The organism is Terriglobia bacterium (assembly GCA_020072815.1).
Lineage (GTDB): Bacteria > Acidobacteriota > Terriglobia > Terriglobales > Acidobacteriaceae > Angelobacter.
Genome location: JAIQGE010000023.1, coordinates 142,272 through 162,180, shown reverse-complemented (window position 1 = coordinate 162,180; position 19,909 = coordinate 142,272). Strand labels below are relative to the sequence as shown.

General features: G+C 57.3%; 13 protein-coding genes, 1 tRNA gene and 2 pseudogenes. 8 read left to right on the top strand and 8 right to left on the bottom strand.

Annotated elements, in window-relative coordinates:
- Positions 1-502: 502 nt before the first annotated feature.
- Positions 503-2,008 carry a Fic family protein gene (locus LAO20_22030; protein MBZ5534114.1) on the top strand — a complete coding sequence of 502 codons (1,506 nt, stop codon included), beginning with the start codon at positions 503-505 and terminating at the stop codon, positions 2,006-2,008.
- Positions 2,009-2,148: 140 nt separating this feature from the next.
- On the opposite strand, the pseudogene LAO20_22025 reads toward LAO20_22030, so the two are convergent.
- Positions 2,149-2,560 (bottom strand): annotated as a pseudogene (locus tag LAO20_22025) (hypothetical protein).
- Positions 2,561-2,737: 177 nt separating this feature from the next.
- Here LAO20_22025 and LAO20_22020 point away from each other — a divergent pair.
- The gene (locus LAO20_22020; GenBank protein MBZ5534113.1) at positions 2,738-5,077 is read left to right on the top strand and encodes a DEAD/DEAH box helicase; all 2,340 of its coding nucleotides are present in this window, start codon (positions 2,738-2,740) and stop codon (positions 5,075-5,077) included.
- Positions 5,078-5,129: 52 nt separating this feature from the next.
- Here LAO20_22020 and LAO20_22015 read toward each other — a convergent pair whose 3' ends face one another.
- On the bottom strand, positions 5,130-5,432 hold the full coding sequence (locus LAO20_22015; protein MBZ5534112.1) for a HigA family addiction module antidote protein: 303 nt from the start codon (positions 5,430-5,432) through the stop codon (positions 5,130-5,132).
- Between the two features lie 338 nt (positions 5,433-5,770).
- Between LAO20_22015 and LAO20_22010 the strand changes: the two genes are divergently transcribed.
- A complete protein-coding gene (locus LAO20_22010; GenBank protein MBZ5534111.1) occupies positions 5,771-6,880 on the top strand; it encodes a site-specific integrase in 1,110 nt (369 codons plus the stop codon).
- 69 nt (positions 6,881-6,949) lie between these two features.
- Positions 6,950-7,027, top strand: a tRNA-Arg gene (locus LAO20_22005).
- Between the two features lie 55 nt (positions 7,028-7,082).
- On the opposite strand, the pseudogene LAO20_22000 reads toward LAO20_22005, so the two are convergent.
- The 6 genes and pseudogenes from LAO20_22000 to LAO20_21975 form a co-directional block, all read right to left on the bottom strand.
- A pseudogene (locus LAO20_22000) lies at positions 7,083-8,257 on the bottom strand (integrase core domain-containing protein).
- A gap of 502 nt (positions 8,258-8,759) precedes the next feature.
- Positions 8,760-10,199, bottom strand: coding sequence for a hypothetical protein (locus tag LAO20_21995; GenBank protein MBZ5534110.1), 1,440 nt, complete (start codon positions 10,197-10,199; stop codon positions 8,760-8,762).
- 9 nt (positions 10,200-10,208) lie between these two features.
- Entirely contained in the window at positions 10,209-10,571 is a 363-nt protein-coding gene (locus LAO20_21990) for a hypothetical protein (protein MBZ5534109.1), read from the bottom strand.
- A 31-nt stretch (positions 10,572-10,602) separates the two neighbouring features.
- Positions 10,603-11,832, bottom strand: a complete 1,230-nt coding sequence (locus LAO20_21985) for an alkaline phosphatase family protein (GenBank protein ID MBZ5534108.1) — start codon at positions 11,830-11,832, stop codon at positions 10,603-10,605.
- 139 nt (positions 11,833-11,971) lie between these two features.
- The gene (locus tag LAO20_21980; GenBank protein MBZ5534107.1) at positions 11,972-12,637 is read right to left on the bottom strand and encodes a class I SAM-dependent methyltransferase; all 666 of its coding nucleotides are present in this window, start codon (positions 12,635-12,637) and stop codon (positions 11,972-11,974) included.
- A 98-nt stretch (positions 12,638-12,735) separates the two neighbouring features.
- The gene (locus LAO20_21975) at positions 12,736-13,158 is read right to left on the bottom strand and encodes a hypothetical protein (GenBank protein MBZ5534106.1); all 423 of its coding nucleotides are present in this window, start codon (positions 13,156-13,158) and stop codon (positions 12,736-12,738) included.
- A 373-nt stretch (positions 13,159-13,531) separates the two neighbouring features.
- Here LAO20_21975 and LAO20_21970 point away from each other — a divergent pair, with 373 nt between their 5' ends.
- The 4 genes from LAO20_21970 (at position 13,532) to LAO20_21955 (ending at position 19,887) form a co-directional block, all read left to right on the top strand.
- Positions 13,532-14,134 carry a hypothetical protein gene (locus tag LAO20_21970; GenBank protein MBZ5534105.1) on the top strand — a complete coding sequence of 201 codons (603 nt, stop codon included), beginning with the start codon at positions 13,532-13,534 and terminating at the stop codon, positions 14,132-14,134.
- A gap of 124 nt (positions 14,135-14,258) precedes the next feature.
- Positions 14,259-14,984 carry a DNA recombination/repair protein RecA gene (locus tag LAO20_21965; GenBank protein ID MBZ5534104.1) on the top strand — a complete coding sequence of 242 codons (726 nt, stop codon included), beginning with the start codon at positions 14,259-14,261 and terminating at the stop codon, positions 14,982-14,984.
- Between the two features lie 64 nt (positions 14,985-15,048).
- The gene (locus LAO20_21960; GenBank protein ID MBZ5534103.1) at positions 15,049-16,542 is read left to right on the top strand and encodes a hypothetical protein; all 1,494 of its coding nucleotides are present in this window, start codon (positions 15,049-15,051) and stop codon (positions 16,540-16,542) included.
- A 186-nt stretch (positions 16,543-16,728) separates the two neighbouring features.
- Positions 16,729-19,887: an error-prone DNA polymerase gene (locus tag LAO20_21955; protein ID MBZ5534102.1), complete on the top strand. Its 3,159-nt coding sequence runs from the start codon at positions 16,729-16,731 to the stop codon at positions 19,885-19,887.
- Positions 19,888-19,909: the final 22 nt, after the last annotated feature.

Sequence of the window (19,909 nt, the reverse complement as noted above, 5' to 3'; positions counted from 1 at the left end):
GGTGGAACGGCTGTTTTCCTGGTTGCACTGGTTCCGCCGCCTCGTCAATCGCTATGAGTACCACATCGAAAACTTTCTCGGCATGGTCCACCTCGCCTGCCTTAAACTGCTGCTCAAACATTTATGAGACCGGTTCTAGCGCCCTTCAACGCGGCAGCGTCTCTAAAGACAGTACAACGATACTCATAGACGCCCGTTCCCGAAGCGTAGCATTCAACATTGAAGTATTGATAAGAACGAGTTAGATCCCGCGCCCTCACTATCTTCTGGCCTGAAAGGCGCAAAGTCTTGTCGGTTCCAAATGGCGACGGAACCACATCCAGCGCAATGACCCGCTCATCAGTGTGTGGAATATCGATTCCGCGGATTCTGAATGCAGCGCAATGAAATTGAGTCCAGTCGGCGCGAAACTGCAAAACTGCTTAAGGCTCGATACTTATTGGTAGGTATTTGTTGATTATAATCAATCTTGGAACGTTTTCGTAGCCATTGGAGCGATTTAATGAGCAAAGACAGGAACCGGGCCATATCGCTGGGCCTGGTGGCGATTATTGATCAGCTGGGCCTCAAAATTCCCTATCCCGCGGTTCGTTCTGAATTAACCGGAGGCGCACGACGTACCAGAATCACGAACGCGGAGGTTTTGGAACAGTATCCCACATCGTACAAACCGGACGAGGGAGTGATTGGACAACTTCGCTTTGCTCTGCGCTATGAGCCACTCGATCTGGGGGTATACAAAGCGGCTTTCCAGCAGATCGAAAAGATTAAGCTTGAGCATTGGGTGCAAAGCGAGCCCAACGGAATCTTCGCCCGGCGCGCCTGGTATCTGTATGAACTGCTCACCGGGAACACTTTCAGTGTCCCGGATCTGACCTCCGGCCCGTACATCGATTTGCTTGATCAAGACCTCCATATTGTAGGCCCGGCAATGCGCGTGAGACGGCAGCGCGTCTTCGACAATCTTCTGGGCAACAAAGACTATTGCCCGCTCATTCGCCGGACGGAAAAGCTCAAAGCTGATTTCGAAAAGAATCTGGCCGAGCGGGCGCAAGCCATGGTTGCCGGAGTTGATCCGGCGGTTTTGAAACGAGCGATCCACTATCTCTTCACCAAAGAAACGAAATCATCTTTTGCCATCGAAGGTGAGGCCCCCAGCAAAGACCGCACCGAGCGTTTTGTGGCCGCTCTGATGAGAGCAGAAAAATTTGACGCGCTCAGGAAAAAAGCCCTGGTCGAACTCCAGAATGCGATCGTCGATCCTCGGTACGCCCAAGAAGACTGGCGGGATAACCAGGTGTACGTCGGTGAGACCCTGCCCGACTATTCTCAGGAAGTTCATTTTGTTTGCCCCAGGCCGCAGGATGTCGGTTCACTCATGGACGGCTGGATGCGGATGATGGCCCGGCTGTTGGACACGGGCAGCCCCGTCCATCCGGTATGCGCCGCAGCTGCTGGAGCCTTCGGTTTCGTGTTTGTACACCCATTTCAGGACGGGAACGGGCGCATTCACCGATTCCTGGTGCACCACGTGCTGGCAAAGATGAACTTCACTCCGCGGGGTGTCCTCTTTCCTGTTTCGGCAGTTATGCTCAGGGACATGGCCGCCTACGGCCGTGTGCTGGAGAACTTCTCCGGTGCGATTCATCCATGGATCCAGTACACCATGGACGCGGACCACAGGATGACCGTATCCAGCGAGACTGCGGATCTCTATCGCTATTTTGACGCCACCATCGAGACCGAGTATTTGTTTGCCTGCATTGAAGACACCATTGACAGGGATTTAAAAACTGAATTGGAGTTTTTAAAGTTCTTCGACGCAGCCGTGCAGTTGGTCATGGAGATCGTTGATATGCCGAACCAGCGGGCGTCCCTGATCGTGCGGCTCATTCATCAGAACAAGGGTAGGCTCGCGCAAGGGAAGCGACAACTGTTTGCAGAGTTGACCGACGACGAAATCGATCAAATTGAGTCCGCAGTCCAAAGGGCCAATGTGGCCGTATGAGCCGCTAGTGTCAACGCACCGCAGATTGGAGCCGGAAAAGGCGTTGCTCGATCTGGCCATGGAGGGCGAGTTTGGCTGCTGGGGTGCAATCCCTCGTGAAGATCGCGCTCCGATATCCCGCCGTCCGCAAAACAAAGTCTTCAATGCACCCGCTCGTGGGTGAAGCGGTCCCGTCCGGTCCAATCGGGGCAGTCAGGACAGGACATTCCTTCCGGGTAATCCGTGCCCTCTTCGTTGGGGGCAGCCGAGGATCCGGTCGGCGACTACCGTAGAGCGGGGAGCGTGGGTTTTGAGAAAGGCCAGGACCTGTTCGCCGATAGCGGGATCATGGCGTTCGTCGCGTCCACCGTCGGAGCACCAGCGTTGCAGACTATCCGGCCGGCCGCTCTCGGTGAGGATGATGCTCACCGCAACCTTGGTGGCCAGTCTATCGGTGGGTCCGTAGAAGGCCACGGTAGCGATAGGGTAGCCGCGGAAACCAATACGGGGTTTCTTCCCCAGCCAGGAGCGGCTGTGGCGCTTTCTGAGGGGAAGTTCTTTCCTTCTCTTCACCAGCAAAATGATACTCCCATTTCCGCTGAATTGGGCTGGCCCTCCAACCAAGAACAATGCTAAGAGCGGAAGTCACGTAGGCCAGCCTTGCTCCCTCGCAACCACCGACGGCTCAAGCCCAAAACCGACTGGTTTCTTGTCTTCTGTTTCTAAATTCCTCCCGAACCATGGACTTCTATGCAGCCTATCTCCACACTCTTTGATTACATGAGAGCCCACTCGAATGAGCTGGGCGAACGCATTCTGAGCACTTATCCGGCGCTCCACCAGGTTGACGATCCTCCTTCGCCGCACCTCAGCGCATTACTCCGGCAGCCGTTTCCGGCACAGACCCTGGCCATCATGGGGATCGTGAAGAGGTGGAACCAGGCTCGTACTGCTAACGTGATTGCGGAGTGCGGAACCGGGAAGACCCTGATTTCGCTCGGCGCCATGTACGTCCACAGTGATCGGCGCCCATTCACGGCGCTGGCTATGGTCCCACCGCACATCGTCGAAAAGTGGGCGAGGGAAGCCCTGTATACCATTCCCGGCATTCGGGTGTTTCTGGTGGACGATCTGCGCAACGGCGGCGCTGAGAATTCGCCCCACGGAATCAACGAAGTCAGGTTCAGGCGCGGCTCAATCGTGCGCGACGGATTGCGGACAACCCTGACCGACTTGCGCCTGTGCAAAGGCTATCCGTCGGCTCGCAAGCGCTGGGAGGCGCTTTGCGGCAGGCCCACCCTCTTCATCGTAGGCCGGGACCGGGCCAAACTTGGCTACTTCTGGCGGCATGCGTACCAGGTGCCTCGTTCCGGCCGGCATCGCGGGTGCGTGGTGAATCCAGCAAGTGGAGCGCCGGTCATGACCGACGAGGGCCGGCTGACCAGTCAAGACTTTGAGAAGGTGAGAATCTCTGAAGTCCTTACGGAATTGAGCGAGAAAGGCTGTCGGGGCCGTTATGCTCCGCTCTGGCAGGCCGACAACAAAAAGATTCCGCGTGTAGCGCCCGTGGATTTCATCAGCCGTTACATGGACGGGTTCTTCGACTACGCGATTTGCGACGAACTGCACCAATTGGCCGGGGACACGGCACAGGGCAACGCGATGGGGGCGCTTGCTGCCTGCGCCGAGCGGACCCTGGGCATGACCGGCACTCTCCTGGGCGGCTATGCCGACGATCTCTACAACATTCTCTTCCGGCTGCAAGCCCCACGGATGATCAGCAAGGGTTATGAGTGGGGAACCACGGGACGGTCAGCGTTTGCCCAGGATTACGGTGTCCTTGAAACCATCACCAAGATCACGCCAGCGGAGAACGCCTGTTCCGATGGAAAGACCACGGTAACGGTTCGGCGCAAGCCGGGAGCATCGCCCTTGCTCTTTGGCGATTTCCTCATGGATACCTGCGCCTTTGTCTTCCTGGAGGACATCTCCGACGCCCTGCCGCCCTATGAGGAATCGGTCATTCAGGTTCCGATGGACGCACCCATGGGCGCAGCCTACGAACGGCTGGAAGAAGACATGAGCGAGGCGCTGAAGGCGCACCGCGGCAACCGCTCCGTGCTGAGCATCATGCTCAATGCGCTGCTGCTTTATCCCGACCATCCCTACGGGCTGGGAAAGCTCTATGGTTCAGAGATCGACGAAGATGGCCGACGGCAGCGGTTTCTGATTGCTGAGCCTGCGGACCTGCCCGAGCAATTTGTTTATTCAAAAGAGCGCAGGCTGGTAGAGGAAATCAAGAAAGAACTGGCCGAAGGCAGAAGGTGCCAGGTCTTTGCGGTGTACACGCAGAAGCGGGACGTGACTGCGCGCCTGGAACGGATCCTCCAGCAAGAGGGGATTTCTTGCGCCATCATGCGTTCCAACATCGACACCGCAAAACGCGAGGCCTGGTACGAGCGGCGGCTCAAAGAGGGTGTTCAGGTTTTCATCGCACATCCCCGGTTGGTGGAGACCGGCCTCGATCTGCTGTTCGCACCCACCATCATCTTTTATGAATCCGGGTACTCGCTGCACACTCTGCGCCAGGCCAGCCGAAGGTCCTGGAGAATCGGGCAGCGGCAGCCAGTTCGCGTGAAGTTCCTGTGTTATGAAGGCACCATGCAAGTCAAGTGTCTCCGGCTGATGGGGAAGAAGTTGCTCGTGGCCCTGGCCATGGAAGGCAAGTTTGCCGGCGAGGGGCTGCAAACCCTGGACGAAGACGATGACATGCTTACCTCCATGGCCAAGGAACTGGTGGAGAAGAACGGGATTGGCGAATCGGCTGATGCGGTCTGGAAGTGCCTTAATGCCGAGCACCAGCGGTTATTTCCGGCGTGTGCGGAAAGCACAACCATCGAACCAGGAGCGGTGCCCGATTTAGCGGCAACGGCAGGCCAATCTCAGCCCCAATCGCATCCTTTGATTGACGCGGTCCTGAACCCAAGTCAGGTCCTGGTGTTTGGACAGGCGGCCGCCAGCGCACGTAAACCGCGCCGCGGTTCTCAGGGCTTGGTTCCCGAACAGGGGGTCCTGTTCCAAATTACCTAACGAGATACTCCTGGACCGCATCGACGCACCTGTCCATCGAGTGCTGAGTTCCTTATGCGTGAACGTTGGCAAGCGTGTGAATCCTCCGAACGTGGATTTTCCTTTCGCGCTTGCGGGTTTGGGCGATGTCGTAGGAGGCTTGCATCCGCATGAGCGTGTCCATCTTCACCCCGAATGCTTTTTCGATGCGCAGCGCCATATCTCCAGAAAGGCCTGCCTTACCGTTCAGCAGGCTGGAGAGCGCGGGCCGAGAGACCTGGAGCGCCGCGGCCGCAGCCGTTACCGAGAGGCCTGTGGGCTTGATAATCTCGGTCCGAATGAAATCTCCAGGGTGGGGCGGGTTCTTCATAGGCATAGCGTTTATTCCCTCTCTCTAGTGATAGTCTTCCAAATCTACGTCGCAGATTTCACGCTCTGCGGTATCCATGCGAAACGTCAAACGGCGGTTGCGGGTAACGCTGAGACTCCACGTGCCCTTGTATCGTTGGCTGGAGAGCAACGACTATGGCCGGTTTCTAAGCGACCATGATTTGTAGAAACGCCGAGCTGAGCGGTCTCTCGCGGAACATATTTTTATTGGGTTCCTGAACCTGGCGCCCGTTTCAATTATCACGTTCGAGCGCGCAGACCAAATCACCCTGTCTATGAAGAGCCACTCCCGCATATTCAGGAAGTGATTTAGACTCCACGGCCGTGATCCATTCAAGCCCCTCAAACTCGGCACCCATCGCAGCAGACACGACGCTGGAACAATCTTTCAAAATCTATTTGGAACGGCGTCAGCTGCAGCTCAAACCTCGCACGCTTGAAAACTACCGGTTTCATTTCCGGTATCTGGTGAAATTCTTCGGCGCAGAGAAGCCCCTTTCATCGCTGCATGAGGCCCATTTTCGTGACTACCAGAAATGGCGAAGCACAGAGGGGGAGGGCCGCGGCAGGGCCGGAGCCTCCTGCATCAACCACGAGCTCAATGCTCTCGCGCAGGTGCTGGCCCTGGCCGACCTCTGGCATCCTATCAGCAGATACTACGAGCGCTTGCCCGAATCGAACTGGGCGCCGGCGCGAGTCTTGACCACAGAAGAAGAGGAGCGCTTCTTCCGTTTCGCGTCGCAACGGCCGGTTTGGAAAACCGCCTGCTACGCGTCCTTGCTCACCGCCAACACAACGATTTCAGGATGTGAACTCCGCGCGCTCCGGCTCGCGCATCTCCGGTTGAAGGACGATCCGCCCGTGATCCAGGTCGCGGCGCCAGTGAAAAACCAGCATAGGGTCAGAGGCGTCCCCCTCAACGAGGTTGCCGTGCGCGCCGCTCAGGAGCTCCTGAAAGTGGCCAAAGAACACGGGTCTTGCGAGCCCCATCACTACCTGATTGCGTATCGCGTCAAGAGGGGACTGTATGATCCCGAACGGCCGGCCAGTTCCTGCTTCATTCGCGCGGCGTTCAAGAAAATTGCGAGCGCAGCCGGCCTGCCTTGGGTAACGCCCACCTGCTTTCGGCACCAGGCCATTACGAAATTGCTGGAGTGCGGCGCCCCCGACGAGACGGTACGGGCCATTGCAGGGCACGTATCCGAAAAGGCCGTGCGCTACTACAGTCACATACGGGTTGAAGCAAAAAAGGTTGCCGTGGACCGCTTGGTGGCAATGCCAACAGAACGAGACAAAGCAAGAAGGGCGACAGGAAAGAGTTCTTTCCCAATGCTCGCAGGGGTTAAGGAAAACGCGAAACGTCTGGGCATTCCGGTTGACGCCGCTCTGGAGCTTTTGCTGGCATACGAGGGCAGCAAAGTGTCTGGTTCGTAAGGACCGGAGAAACCGAAAAGGGAAGCAAGAGGTTCGGGGCTGCACTCTTTCGCGCTAAAATACTATTAGGACCCCGTAGCTCAGTTGGACCAGAGCATCTGCCTTCTAAGCAGAGGGTCGCAGGTTCGAATCCTGCCGGGGTCGCCAGAATCTCTTTGTCCGGTCCTGAGACATAGGTAACAGAACGTACCGGAAACACGGGTTACACTTTTGCCCCGAAGGGGTTTTCGAGAGGCTGCAGGGTTTTCTCCTCCAAGTCTATATAACCAAGATCATAGTTCATGAAGCTGACGAGCCAGAAGCCGTCGTCTACCTCTTTGACACCGACAGCTTGGCCGGCCAGGCTGGAACTGAGATTGATTTTCTTGCGATAAAGGCAAAGGCGGCCGCAGTTGGTGACTACGACAGTCTGGTCGTGAAATGGGTAATGGGGATCGGGAATGCCGTGATAGGGTCGGGCTGAGACAGTGTAAACCTGGCCTGGACACTGCATGTTGAGAGCTTCATGCGGCCTTTCGCAATTGAACTCCTCGACGAAGGCATCGAACTTGGCCTGCTGTTGCAGAAGGTTAGCACCGGCCGGCCGAGTGGTTTCGTTTTTCAGCGTCAGATGCATGCGCTCGTGGCGGCCATTTTGTTGGGGATGACCCGGGCGAATCCGTTCGATACTGATCCCCAAGCGCAACCACCACACAGACAGTTTCGAGAGGTTGAAGAGTCCGTTGGGGGAAGCGAAGGGAAGGCCATTGTCGGAACGAATCGCTTGGGGCAAGCCGCGTTCCCGAAACAATCGTTCAAACCCAGGAAAGCGGGCTGCTCGCGGGTGGAATCCATGGCCTCGCACAACAGCAAATAGCGCGAGGCGTAATCGGTGACCGTTAACGGATAACAGTAGCGCTAGTTGCCAAGCTGAAACTCGCCCTTGTAGTCGGTACACCACAAGTCATTCGGGTTCAGCCCAGCAGAGAGCGGCGTTCCCTCGGCACGTGTCCTGGCCCGGCTGGCCCTGGCCACCAGACCGTGTCGATCCATAATGGCATGAATGGTGCTGCGAGCTGGCACCTTCACGTGCGAAGGCAATCGACGCAGCAGCAGCAGCTCGTAGATCTTGCGCGCTCCCCAATGAGGTTTTTCGTGTTTGGCTGCCACGATCGCAGCTTCCACTTGTGCAGGCAGTTGGTTGGCATAGCGATGCGGCCGACGCGCACGATCGCTTAACCCTTCCACACCGCAATGCTCAAAGCGGTCCAGGATCTTGTATCCCGTCTTGCGGGAAATCCCAAACTCACGGCACAACGAGGTCATGCTCTCCCCGTCTTTGAGCCGAATCACAAAGCGCATCCGTTCGTCCATAACAGAACTTTCCTTCCATGGCATCCCCTCCTCGGCCCCTCCTCAGGCCGAAAAGTGTAACCCGTGTCTCCGGTACGTTCTGTTACCTATGTCTCAGGCCGGACACTTCCATATTCAGCCCAAATGCTGCCAAACTCAAGAAGCTGAATCCGGCTGCGCCAAGACATTGACGACATCGACGAATCGAGAGCGGTGCTGACTGACAAGTGATAGCTGGCCGGGTGGTTAATCGTAGTTTCTCTATATCGGCGCTGCCTGTGCACGGAGTCATGGGCGTGGTGCTCGACATTACCATCGCATCGCCTGAATCATTCTGATCAGGAAGTGGCGGACAGGCAGCCGGTGGGTCCGCCCTCACTCTGGATATGATTCAAGGGGCGACGGAGGAAAGCATTCCGGTGCACTTGAGCGGAAGTATTCAATAGAAGAGACGGCTAGAAGAGACGACTGCCAGGAAACGGAAGAGCTGAAGCTGCTCTTTAAGCGCGTTGCGGCGGGTCAACAGTAAATTTCGCAGAAGAGCTGTCTAGTCCAGCTTCGGTCGCGCTGATCCCCCCAGCAGCGACGTGTTCATATTGAAAATGTTGTGATGGCCTTCGGGTCCGCCCCAGGCAAACATCAAAGAAACCATTGGAAAACCTCCGGCCCGCAACGTGAGCCCGCCAGCAAAGCTGTGTTTTAGATGGCTGAACCCGAGATCGCCCCGCGTGAGAGCAACGCGGCCCTGGTCCGCCATGAACTTCAGGCCAAACGGACCCCAGATTGAGTGCTCGAAACTTTCTTGCAGCAACAGAAGGTTGGGTGCGCGAAACCGGTAGTCCTGATAGCTGCCGAGCGACAACGCGCTATTGAGGTCCGATCCGCCAAGGGTTTGCTGGAAATAGAAGGGCACCGCACTCGTTCCTGATGTCATCGATTCCGATAGCAGCACCCTGATTCCTATGGAGCCGTTCAGGTTACGCGAGTGCGAGACTTCCGGGCACTTTTGGTTAGCAGGCGCACATTCATCCGGACCGTTCGCATCCACACTCTTGGGCGCCGATTTCGTGTACCCGTACAGGAAGAAGGTGTGGTCCAAGTCCACGGTCCACCGCAAAAACGAATTCTGCGAGTTCGATGGGGCTACAAACTGCTGAAAGTTTGCCACATAGTTCAACTGCAAGTGGTCTCCAATGACCGGCTTGATGCGAACTCCCTCACCCAGTTGAATGAATCCCGGCTGGCTGCTCAGCCCCGGCGCGCTGACGTCGGTATATACCGTCTCAATCGACGGCGCGGATTGTCCGAGCGCCCCGCGAATATCAGTGAATCGGCCATTCACTTCTCCAATCAGCGAAAGGTTAAGGCTGCTGATCGCCGGCCACTCGAACACCGGCTTGATCACGCTAGCACCCACGATCGTTTGTCTCATGCCGAACACCGACGCTCCACCGAGCGTCGTGTCGTTGCCCAGGCCGAAGAAATTCAGCTTGTTCAGCGAAATCGTTTGCGCGTAGAGATTGAAAACCGTGTAGGGATGAACCTTGACAGTGGGTTTCTTCTTTTTTGTCTCAGGCGATGCGGCCGATCCTTCGCCGGACGTGGGAATAATCGGGTGGATCACGACCGCCGGTGTATGCACCATCTTCATGTACCCGCCCGCTCGCCAAGATCCACTGGTGGCTCCCACTGCGTCCACGTCCCAACTCATCAGCCAATTCTTCGTGTTCTTCGCCGTGACGAATGCCCCTCCCATCCCGAATCCGTTCTGCGGTGGCATGCTGCCCGCTGCAATGTGCAGCGGATGGTCGGTAAACAGCGCAATCGCGCATCCCGGCACCGCTTTAAGGCTGAAGTTTCCGCAAGCATCCGACACCCGTTCGCCCTCGCGCCGGAAGTCCGCATGTAGCGCGCCTTCCTGGGCCCATGCTACTGTCGACGCCAGCCAAAGCACCACCGCTACACTCCAACGCATATACACCTCCAAAATCCGCTGCTACTTCTTCCGTTCACGCTTCGCCTTGTTCTTCTTTTTTGCTTTGGCGCCGCTCGAACGCTTTCGCCCTGGCCGTTCGGCGGCGGCCGCCGCAATCCCGCGCTTGCCCTTGCGTGCGTCTCTCCCTCGCTGCGCCGCCGCGTCGTCATGCGCTCGATGAATCGCTTCTGTCACCTCGCGGATGTACCTTGCCGCTTCGCCTTCGGTTTTAACGGCGTGGACGTAGATGTTCGTCCGGTATCGCAGCGGCAATCTCCTCTCCGCATGCTGCAGATGATCGATCTGGGAGATCAGAAGCGTAGAAATCCTGCGATTCGGATCATGGGCGCTTTTTGGCGGCCTGGGCACAGCGATGAGGGTCATTTAAGTCGCTCCTTATCCGTTCATTTCGCTCTTAAACGTCAAAATCCGGGCAATCTGTCCGCATGGTCGAAAGCGAAAGCAGATTGCGCGCCGGGTCGACGGGCGCCGCGCTCGGCTCAATGAACACATCAGCGTTCGTTTCCCTTGGAGACCTTGGCGCGTAGTCTCCCAGGAAGAACTTCGTCACCGTCGCCGGAATCGATGCGTGGTCGAACACCCGATCCACCACCGTCCCCTTTTGAATCCACGGCGAAACCAGGATCGCTGGCACCCGCACTCCCAACCGGTCGAACTTGAACTCCATCCCCGTCCCGGTGGCATTCGCTGAAGCCGTAAATTGGTCCTGCTTGCACGCCGGAGGCAGCACGTGGTCGTAGATTCCGCCGTGCTCGTCATAAACGATCAGCAGCGCCGTTTTCGCCCACAAGTCTGCATTCTGCTTGATCGCGTTGTACACCTGCGCAATGAACAGCTCTCCCGCCTGCACGTGATGGTCAGGGTGCTGATCGTTGGCCAGTTCCTCTCCGCTGTCGGTGTCGTGGTCGTTGTAGTTCGGCTCAACAAAGGAATAATCCGGCAGCGTTCCTTTGTTGCAGTCCTTCAGAAATTGGCCGAATGTCCCGAACAACTCCGGCTGGTTCTGCAGCAGGTTCGTGATCTCCATCGTCGAACTGGTGGTGTCGTAGTAGTAAAGTTTGGCCGTGTGCTTAGGGTTGGCGCTGATCAGCCGCTGGTAAATGCTCTTAAACGGCTCGTTGATGTAAAGAAGATTCATGTCCACTCGGCCGAAGGACGTCCCATAGTGCGCAAAGGCGCGATTGCAGATTGTTGGCCCAGGAATCGACGCGAACCACCGGTTGAACACCGCAAACTCCAGCGCCAGCGTCGTCAGCACCGGCAGGTTCTCTTTCGTGAAGTAATACATAATCTTCTGCGAGTGCGGTACGTCTCGCCGCTGGTTGAAGTAGCTTTTAACGAACCCCTGCATGTTCGCTGCCCGGTTCGGGCTCGTGTCACCGCCGAAAATCTGAAGGTCGACCGCCGGGAAATGGTGGTCCGGATCGGGATCGAGTTGTCCCTGGAACTCCGCCAGTGGCTGCGCCTTCACCGGGTTCCCGTTTGTGTCGGGGTTGCTCAACTGGGCGGTGATCCCGTCGATCCGTGGGTTCACCGCCTTCAGCGAGCCCAGCATGTGGTCGAAGGACCGGTTTTCCATCATTAGAACAACAATGTGTTTGAGAGCATCGAGTCCGGTGGCCATGCTTTCTCCTCGGGGCCAGATACCAGCCTAAAATGTGGGTACGCTCAAGGCAGGCGCCTTTCGCGACATAGGATTGTGGGACGAATGCGCAAATCGTTTCAGGTTTTTTAACGAATGTCCTGGAAACAGAAAGATTCCCTCACTTCAAAGCCACCCCAAAAACAGGATTTGAGCTGACGGCCGCAAATCTATTCGGATGGCTTCTGACAAATTCCTCAAATGCCCGGTTCATCGTCACATCATCCGACAATAGAACGCCGGATTCAGCTAGCGCCGACCAAATCGCCCCAAACTCGAACCTCATGTTCCAGTAGGAGTGGAGACTGTCGTGGAGGAAAACGTCAACCGTGCCCAATGCGCGGATCAGTTCCGGCAGAACCTTGCGCGTCCTGCCGCGAGATAGCTCCCAACGCGACTTTAAGGCATCAGGAATAAGCATCCCACTCTTAGCCCCCAGGGGAGGCAGGTCAATGCTCCAGAGACGCCCCTTTCCATTTACCGCAAGCGCTTGAAGGAAGAAAGAACTGGTAACTCCATTGCCAACACCTGTTTCGATTACAACCTCTGGTCTGCGTGCCCGAGACACCGCATAACAAAGCCTTGCGATACCGAACGTCGCGTCATGAAACCTTTCCGCCCCGCCCATCAGGCCGGGGCGCGACGAGTCTATTTGGCCCTCGATTTCTCGAAGCGCATCCTCATTTAAGAAGCGTTCAATATCCACCCCCAAGACTTCGCTCATTCTACGCGCAAGCTCTAAATAACTGATCGTCGGCATGGTCCCAGGCTTGTTGATGCGGTCCATTCGGGACTCTGCGATTGTAAGCACTCTGTCGCAAAACTCAGAAGGGTCCTTCAACAACAATCGGGCCAGTAGTCCAAACTTCATTACAGGAGTCCTACTCATTTCGACAATTTACTGGTGTCCGGTGATCGAACTATCTTGCGGTTCTTATCGTCAGCGATGAATTCATTGGACAGGTTTTTCTTGTCTATGAACCGCGAAGCGCGGCTGAAAGCCTCGCGGTAGTATGCTAGAGCCAATTGATCATAGCCGCTTGCGTCCAGGAGTGCGTCCGTCGCTTGGGCTCGGGTCATGCCGACTTCGACGGGCTTATTGTCGATGTCCCTGCCGCAAATGATCATCTGATCGGCCCGATGCACCAAATCGCTTACAGACAAACGCTTGGTATCGTTACTCGCGGATGCGTACCAAGCCTCGCGGTGGGCACGGCATTCTGCAACGGTTTTTAGCTCTTGCGCTATGCATGGCCCCGCCAACACCAAAGCCAATCCGACAATTGCGGCAATAAAAAGCGTTTTCATCTTGTTCGCCCTTGATTCCCTAAATAGAGGTTTCCGAGTCTTCTATTTGAAACTAGAGAGTGGACAACATTGTACTTCCGCAAGCAGTTTTACTCTTGCGCAATGGAGCAGCTAACGGGGCACAAAGAATCCGCACATCGCGAAACTGTGAAGGGTTCGTCAACAGTACGCGGCCCAGCAGCCCAAGCTTCATGGTCAGAGATCATTGCACCAGTTGGAATTCTGGAAACACCATATCCAGGGCTGCCATTTGTGGCCTTCCACAAGATTTTGTGGTTGCTCAAAGCCCGCGGACGGCACTATATTTAAGCGAACAAAAGGCAAATATACCTTATGCGAAGGTAATTAAGCCCTCTGCTCTGGAGGTGCCAAAATGAAAGAGCTTTTCTCGGCGTTTGGTTCAGCAGTCTTTTTCCCTTTAGTGAGTCTGGTCCTGCCCGGGCTTACCGCAATCGCACCCTGGTTTGTCTTCCTTATGGGCTCCCCCGATTTTCAGGATATGGTCAAACAGAACCACACAGAGACGGCTTTTGTTCTAATGCTGATTTCAATCTTTGTCGGGATTGTCCTTGATGATATTGGGATAAGGATCGAAAGCATCTGGCTCGACCGGCAGCGCGACGCTAGGACCAAAGGACTGCATTTTGTGGAATGGTGGGCGTATTTGCGCAAACCATTTGAGATTGAACCCTCGGGACGGCGCCATCTGCGAAACTTGGTTGCCCGGCTTAAATTTGAGCTAGGGGTACCGGTCGCGCTGGTTTTGGCTGTTCCGGGTATCTGGCTCAATGGTGCAACTCTTTATCGGCCAGCGCTGATAATCACGGCCGGCGCCGTGGTCCTCATTGTTTACCTGTTGATCGAAGCAGCAGCCACCCACGACGCTCTCGGAACGCTGCGCCACGAATTGCTGCACGAGTTGGAAGCCGTCGAGTCTGCAGCGAGGAGAGTGCCCGAGCTGCGAGTGTCTAAATAGCAAAGCCCACACGTGGACTCAGCGATGCTGCAGGATCATCTTCTCCGAATTGCAACGACCCAAGGGCCCACCAATATTGAACCGCAACTGTTGTGACTGCCCGGACTGATTGAGGGAGCTTATCGTGACGAGTACGTCTCTTGCCCGCATCCGCGCCCAGGTGGAAAGCCGCGTTCCCGGTGCACTGAGCCATGTTCGTTCCCCGGCTCCCGAAATGTTTCCCAGCGGAATCGAAGTCCTGGACCGGCTCATTGGAGGCGTGCCTCGCCGGGCATTGACCCAGATTTGTTCTGCGGCAGGAGTAAGCGCTGGACGAACGGCGCTGCTGCTGGCGTTGCTGGCGAAGATGACTGGTCAGGGAGAGTTTTGCACGCTGGTTGATGCTGGAGATGGCTTTGACGCCGAATCCGCGGAGGCCGCCGGTGTGGATCTATCCCGCCTGCTGTGGGTCAGGTGCGAAGGCGCCAGCCTTCGGTCCCTAGAGAAAGCTTTCAAGGCGGTGGATATTTTGGCGCAGAACGGAGGATTCGGACTGATCGCAGCCGATTTGAGTTCGATTCCAGAAAACCTGATAAAAAAGGTGCCTTTGAGCACATGGTTCCGCTTTGCTCGCGTGATGGAGAAAGCTCCGACCGCCCTGGTGTTTTTGATGAGTTGTCCTGCGGCACCGAGTTGCGCTGGCCTGACGCTGCATTTGACAGGCGAAGACGCTGGCTCCTGTGGCGGAGAGCTTTCACATGCACGGGTCCTGACGCACTTGCGATGCCAGTTTGACATCGGGCGAACCCGATTACGGAAACCGGTGCAATCGGCCTCCTCGAATGTCGTAACTCTGCAACGTTGGGCGTGAGGCCATGATCTTTGCGTGTATGTATGCTCCTGACTTCGCTGTCCAAGCCGCATTGAGACACGGCTTGCCGGCGCCCGACAGCCTAGCGGCTGCGATCGTGGACGGGCCAGAATCGTTGCTAAAGGTAGTTGCCTGCAATGGTGCCGCCCGAGCCGCGGGCCTGCAAATCGGGATGACTAAGGCACAGGCCGGGGTCTTTCCCGGCGTCGTTCTGAAAAAGCGGTCTACGCTACAAGAGCAAGGCGCGCAGATGGCACTGCTGGACTGCGGTCTCAGCTTTTCACCGCGCGTGGAGTCCACCAGCGGCGGCACAGTGACTTTGGATCTGATGGGGTTGGAACGATTGCTGGGATCTCCAGCCGAGATGGGCCGGCAAATTGCCTGCCGTGCCGAAGCCTGCGGTCTCTCCGTAAATGTTGCGCTCGCTGCCAATCCAGATGCGGCGCTCTGTGCCGCGCGGGGCTTCCCAGGTACCACGGTCGTACGCCCAGGGAAAGAAGCCGATCATCTGGCATGCCTGCCGGTTGAAGTACTGCAGCCTAGGGCTGAGACCTTCGACACGCTCGACAGCTGGGGCGTTCGAGATCTCAGATCATTGGCTGGATTGCCGGCAATTGCGATCACGCAACGCCTCGGCCAATACGGCCTGCACTTGCAGCGATTGGCCCAGGGGAAAGTACAGCGCGAGCTTGTCCCATTCGAGGCCCCGGCCACGTTTAGAGAGAGCATGGAGCTGGAAGAATCGTTGGAATTGCTGGAGCCTCTGTTTTTCCTGCTGAATCGTTTGCTGGAACAGCTGACGGCAAGGCTTCTGGCAAGATCTTTGGCCACAGACCATATACGGCTCGATCTGGATCTGGAAATTCACAGTGACCGGCAATTGAACGCAATGGCAGTGTCGCTCCCAGTTTCTCCTCGGTACCAGCGATCACTCAAACTACCAGTGCCCTCACAGGACTCCAAGATACTACTCAAGCTGCTGCAGCTTGAGTTAGCAGCCCACCCACCGCAGGGCCCGGTGAAGCGAATGACGATAGAAGCTTTTCCGGCGCGCATTCGTATGACGCAGACAGGACTGTTTCAGCCTCTTTCTCCGGAGCCGGCCAAGCTGGAAATCACGATGGCGCGGCTGCGGGCGGTGGTCGGTGAGAGCGACGCGCAAGGACGCGAGCGCGTGGGGTTTCCCGCAACCGTCGACTCCCATCGGCCGGACAGCTTTGCCGTCATGCCTTTTCAGGAGCGGGCGACCGTAGAGGCGGAGAGTGCGGTTAGGGCATCTTCGCTACGCTTGTCGTTCCGCTGGTTTCGGCCGGTTGTGGGGGCCAAGGTAGAGCTGAGCAACGGACGACCTACGACGATGACGTTTCAGCACAAGCAAGTGGAAATCCGCCAGGCTTGGGGGCCATGGCGCATCAGCGGCGACTGGTGGGACCAGGCGGAGCAATGGCAGCGTGATGAGTGGGACGTGGAAATCAGCGTCGAAGGGGGGATGGCGCTGTACAGGATTTTTCGCGAGGTCGGGTCAGGGCAGTGGTTTGTGGAAGGGATGTACGACTAAGAAATCGCCGGAATCGCCGACACCTCACCCAGCCCGGCAAAGGCGGCCGGTCCGGGGGGGCCCCGACATCGCAGCGTGATCGCGCGTGATCGGACTGGCAAGAACGGAAACCTAACGCGAATGATCGCGGATAAACTCGGATTCGCGAAAAAGAGCTAAGAGCCAAAAACAAAAGCTAAAACCACCATGCAATACGCAGAACTCCACTGCCGGTCAGCGTTTTCGTTTCTGGAAGGAGGGTCTCTTCCGGAAGCGCTAACCAACATCGCCGCGGGCATGGACATTCCCGCCGTGGCGCTGCTCGATCGCGATGGCCTTTACGGGTCGCCACGCTTTCATATGAGCGCGCAGAAAGCAGGATTGCGCGCCCATGTAGGAACCGAGCTTACAGTCAACGGTGAAAACGGTGCGTCAAACTATCCTCTGCTGTGCGAATCGCGGACGGGCTATCAGAACCTTTGCCGCTTGCTGACCAGGACCAAGTTGCGGGTGGCGAAGCATGCGCAGTCGTCAGCCGCGCTGGATGAGCTGGCCGAGCACGCTTCCGGGCTGGTATGCCTCACGGGCGATGAGCGTGGTCCGCTGGCACAGGCGTTGGAGCAGGGCGGAACAAGTGCCGGCAGGGAATTACTGATCAAATTGAAAGACGTTTTTGGCAGCAAGAACGTTTACGTGGAGTTGCAGCGGCACTTTGATCGCCGTCAGGAGGCGCGCAACCACGCCTCGATCGGGTTGGCGCGCGAGCTGAAGCTGCCACTGCTGGCGACCAACGGCGTGTGTTATGCCACAGCGGCAGACAGCGAGATTCTGGATGTCTTCACTTGCATCAAGAACAAACGCGAGCTTGGCGACGCGGGGCGTCTGCTGTGCAGAAATTCTGAGCGGCACTTGCGCACGCCGCAGCAGATGACCAGGCTGTTCGCCGACGTGCCGGAAGCCATCGCCAACACCGTTGAGCTTTCGCAACGGCTGGAGTTTTCTCTGGAGAAGCTGGGCTACGAGTTTCCCCGCTATCCCGTGCCAGACGGCGGCCGGCAAAGTGATTTTCTACGCGCACAGACCATGCAGGGAGCAGCGGACCGTTACAAGCCAATCAGCGATCGCGTCAGCCGGCAGCTGGAAAAAGAACTCAAGCTGATTGAGAAGCTGGAGCTGGCAGGATATTTCCTGATCGTCTGGGACATTATTCGTTACTGCCGCGAACAGGGCATTCTGGTGCAGGGCCGGGGGTCGGCGGCCAACAGCGCGGTGTGTTATTCGCTGGGGATTACCGCGGTGGACCCGGTCGGCATGGAATTGCTCTTTGAGCGCTTCCTGTCAGAAGAGCGCGGCGAGTGGCCGGACATTGATCTGGATCTGCCCAGCGGTGACGAGCGCGAGAAAGCCATTCAATACGTCTATCAGCGTTATGGACAACTGGGCGCGGCGATGACCGCCAACGTCTGCACCTATCGCGGACGGCTGGCGGCGCGCGAAGTAGGAAAAGTGTTCGGCTTCGATCCGGAGACGCTGAGCCGCGTGTCGTCGTTCGTCGGCGGATGGGAATGGCGCGGGCCGGAAGACACGTTTGATCGCCACTTCGCCAACGCCGGGCTGGACCTGACGCACGCGCGCATCGCCAAATATCTTGATTTGTGCGAACGCGTGCAGGACCTGCCGCGGCATTTGAGCCAGCATTCCGGCGGCATGGTGATCTGCCAGGGCCAGCTTGATTCGGTGGTGCCGCTGGAGCCGGCCACCATGCCGGGGCGCGTAGTGGTGCAGTGGGACAAAGATGACTGCGCTGACCTGGGCATCATCAAAGTTGACCTGCTGGGCCTGGGGATGATGGCGGTGTTAAAAGATTCCATTGGGCTGATTCGCGACCATTACGGCGAAGAGGTTGATCTGGCGCACCTACCGCCGGACGCTCAGGACGTATATGACGTGATTCGCAAGGCGGACACCATTGGCATGTTCCAGATTGAGAGCCGTGCGCAGATGTCATCATTGCCGCGCAACCGTCCTGACCGCTTTTACGACCTGGTGACGCAGGTGGCGCTGATCCGTCCAGGGCCCATCACCGGGCAGATGACCAGCCCGTATCTGCGGCGACGGCAAGGGAAGGAGCCGGTGACCTATCCGCATCCGTCGCTGGAGCCGGTGCTGAAGCGGACGCTGGGCGTGCCGCTGTTCCAGGAACAACTGCTGCGCATGGCCATGATCTGCGCCAACTTTACCGGCGGCGAAGCGGAGGAGTTGCGGCGCGCGCTGGGACATAAGCGGTCTGAGCGCCGCATGAAGGAAATTGAAACCAAGTTGCGCGCCGGCATGACGGCCAACGGCGTTTTGCCTAAAGCGCAGGACGACATCGTCAAGTTCATCAGTTCGTTTGCGCTATACGGATTTCCGGAGTCGCATTCGGCCAGCTTTGCGCTCATCGCATACGCCAGCGCATTTTTGAAAGTGCGATACCTGGCGGCGTTCACGGCGGCATTGTTGAACAACCAGCCGATGGGATTTTATTCTCCGGCAACCATTGTGAAAGACGCGCAGCGGCATGGGTTGAAGGTGAAGCCGATTGATGTGACCTGCTCGGAGTGGGACTGCACGCTGGAGAATGGCGACGAGAAACCGATCCTGCGAATGGGCCTGCGCTATGTTCGTGGGCTGCAGCAAGGCGCTGCCCGAGCGCTGATTGAAGCCCGCCTGCAGCAGCCGTTCACGGCCACGGAAGATTTGACACGTCGCGTGCCGCAGCTGAGCCGGGCGAATCTGGCGATGCTGGCCCGCATCGGCGCACTGAACAAGATCGGGGCAGCAGAGAAGAGCAATTCGCAGACGCTGCATCGTCGCGACGCACTGTGGCAGATCGAAAAAGCCGCGCGTCCGGTTGGCCCGTTGCTCAAGGACGTGGTGGAGCCGGACGCCGCCTCTCCTTTATATAGGATGGAAACCGAAGAACGCCTGGTCGCCGACTATTACGGGACTGGGTTGACGGTGGGCCCGCATCCTATGGCCTATCAGCGCAAGGCGTTGAGCCGTATGGGGATACTCTCCGCGGCTGAACTCCGCGAAACGCCCCACGGCAAGCCGGCGGTGGTGGCCGGATGCGTGATTACCCGGCAGAGGCCAGGCACGGCCAAAGGGCTGATTTTTGTCACCCTGGAAGACGAAACCGGAAACGCCAACATTATTGTTATGCCGGACGTTTACAGCAAAGACCCGGCGGTAGTGCTGCATGAGCGCTTTCTCAAAGTGCAGGGAACAGTGCAGAACCAGGATGGCATCGTGCACTTGAAGGCGCAGAAAATCTTGCCGCTGTTTGTGACCGAAGCGGAGACGCAGTCGCACGATTTCCACTAAGCCGGCGTTCAAACGTGCAAAG

Excerpts from the sequence above, each read along its gene's own strand:
- LAO20_22030 (MBZ5534114.1), top strand. The coding sequence starts at position 503 with ATGAGCAAAGACAGGAACCGGGCCATATCGCTGGGCCTGGTGGCGATT.
- LAO20_22020 (MBZ5534113.1), top strand. The coding sequence starts at position 2,738 with ATGCAGCCTATCTCCACACTCTTTGATTACATGAGAGCCCACTCGAAT.
- LAO20_22015 (MBZ5534112.1), bottom strand. The coding sequence starts at position 5,432 with ATGCCTATGAAGAACCCGCCCCACCCTGGAGATTTCATTCGGACCGAG.
- LAO20_21990 (MBZ5534109.1), bottom strand. The coding sequence starts at position 10,571 with ATGACCCTCATCGCTGTGCCCAGGCCGCCAAAAAGCGCCCATGATCCG.
- LAO20_21985 (MBZ5534108.1), bottom strand. The coding sequence starts at position 11,832 with ATGGCCACCGGACTCGATGCTCTCAAACACATTGTTGTTCTAATGATG.
- LAO20_21980 (MBZ5534107.1), bottom strand. The coding sequence starts at position 12,637 with ATGGACCGCATCAACAAGCCTGGGACCATGCCGACGATCAGTTATTTA.
- LAO20_21975 (MBZ5534106.1), bottom strand. The coding sequence starts at position 13,158 with ATGAAAACGCTTTTTATTGCCGCAATTGTCGGATTGGCTTTGGTGTTG.
- LAO20_21970 (MBZ5534105.1), top strand. The coding sequence starts at position 13,532 with ATGAAAGAGCTTTTCTCGGCGTTTGGTTCAGCAGTCTTTTTCCCTTTA.
- LAO20_21955 (MBZ5534102.1), top strand. The coding sequence starts at position 16,729 with ATGCAATACGCAGAACTCCACTGCCGGTCAGCGTTTTCGTTTCTGGAA.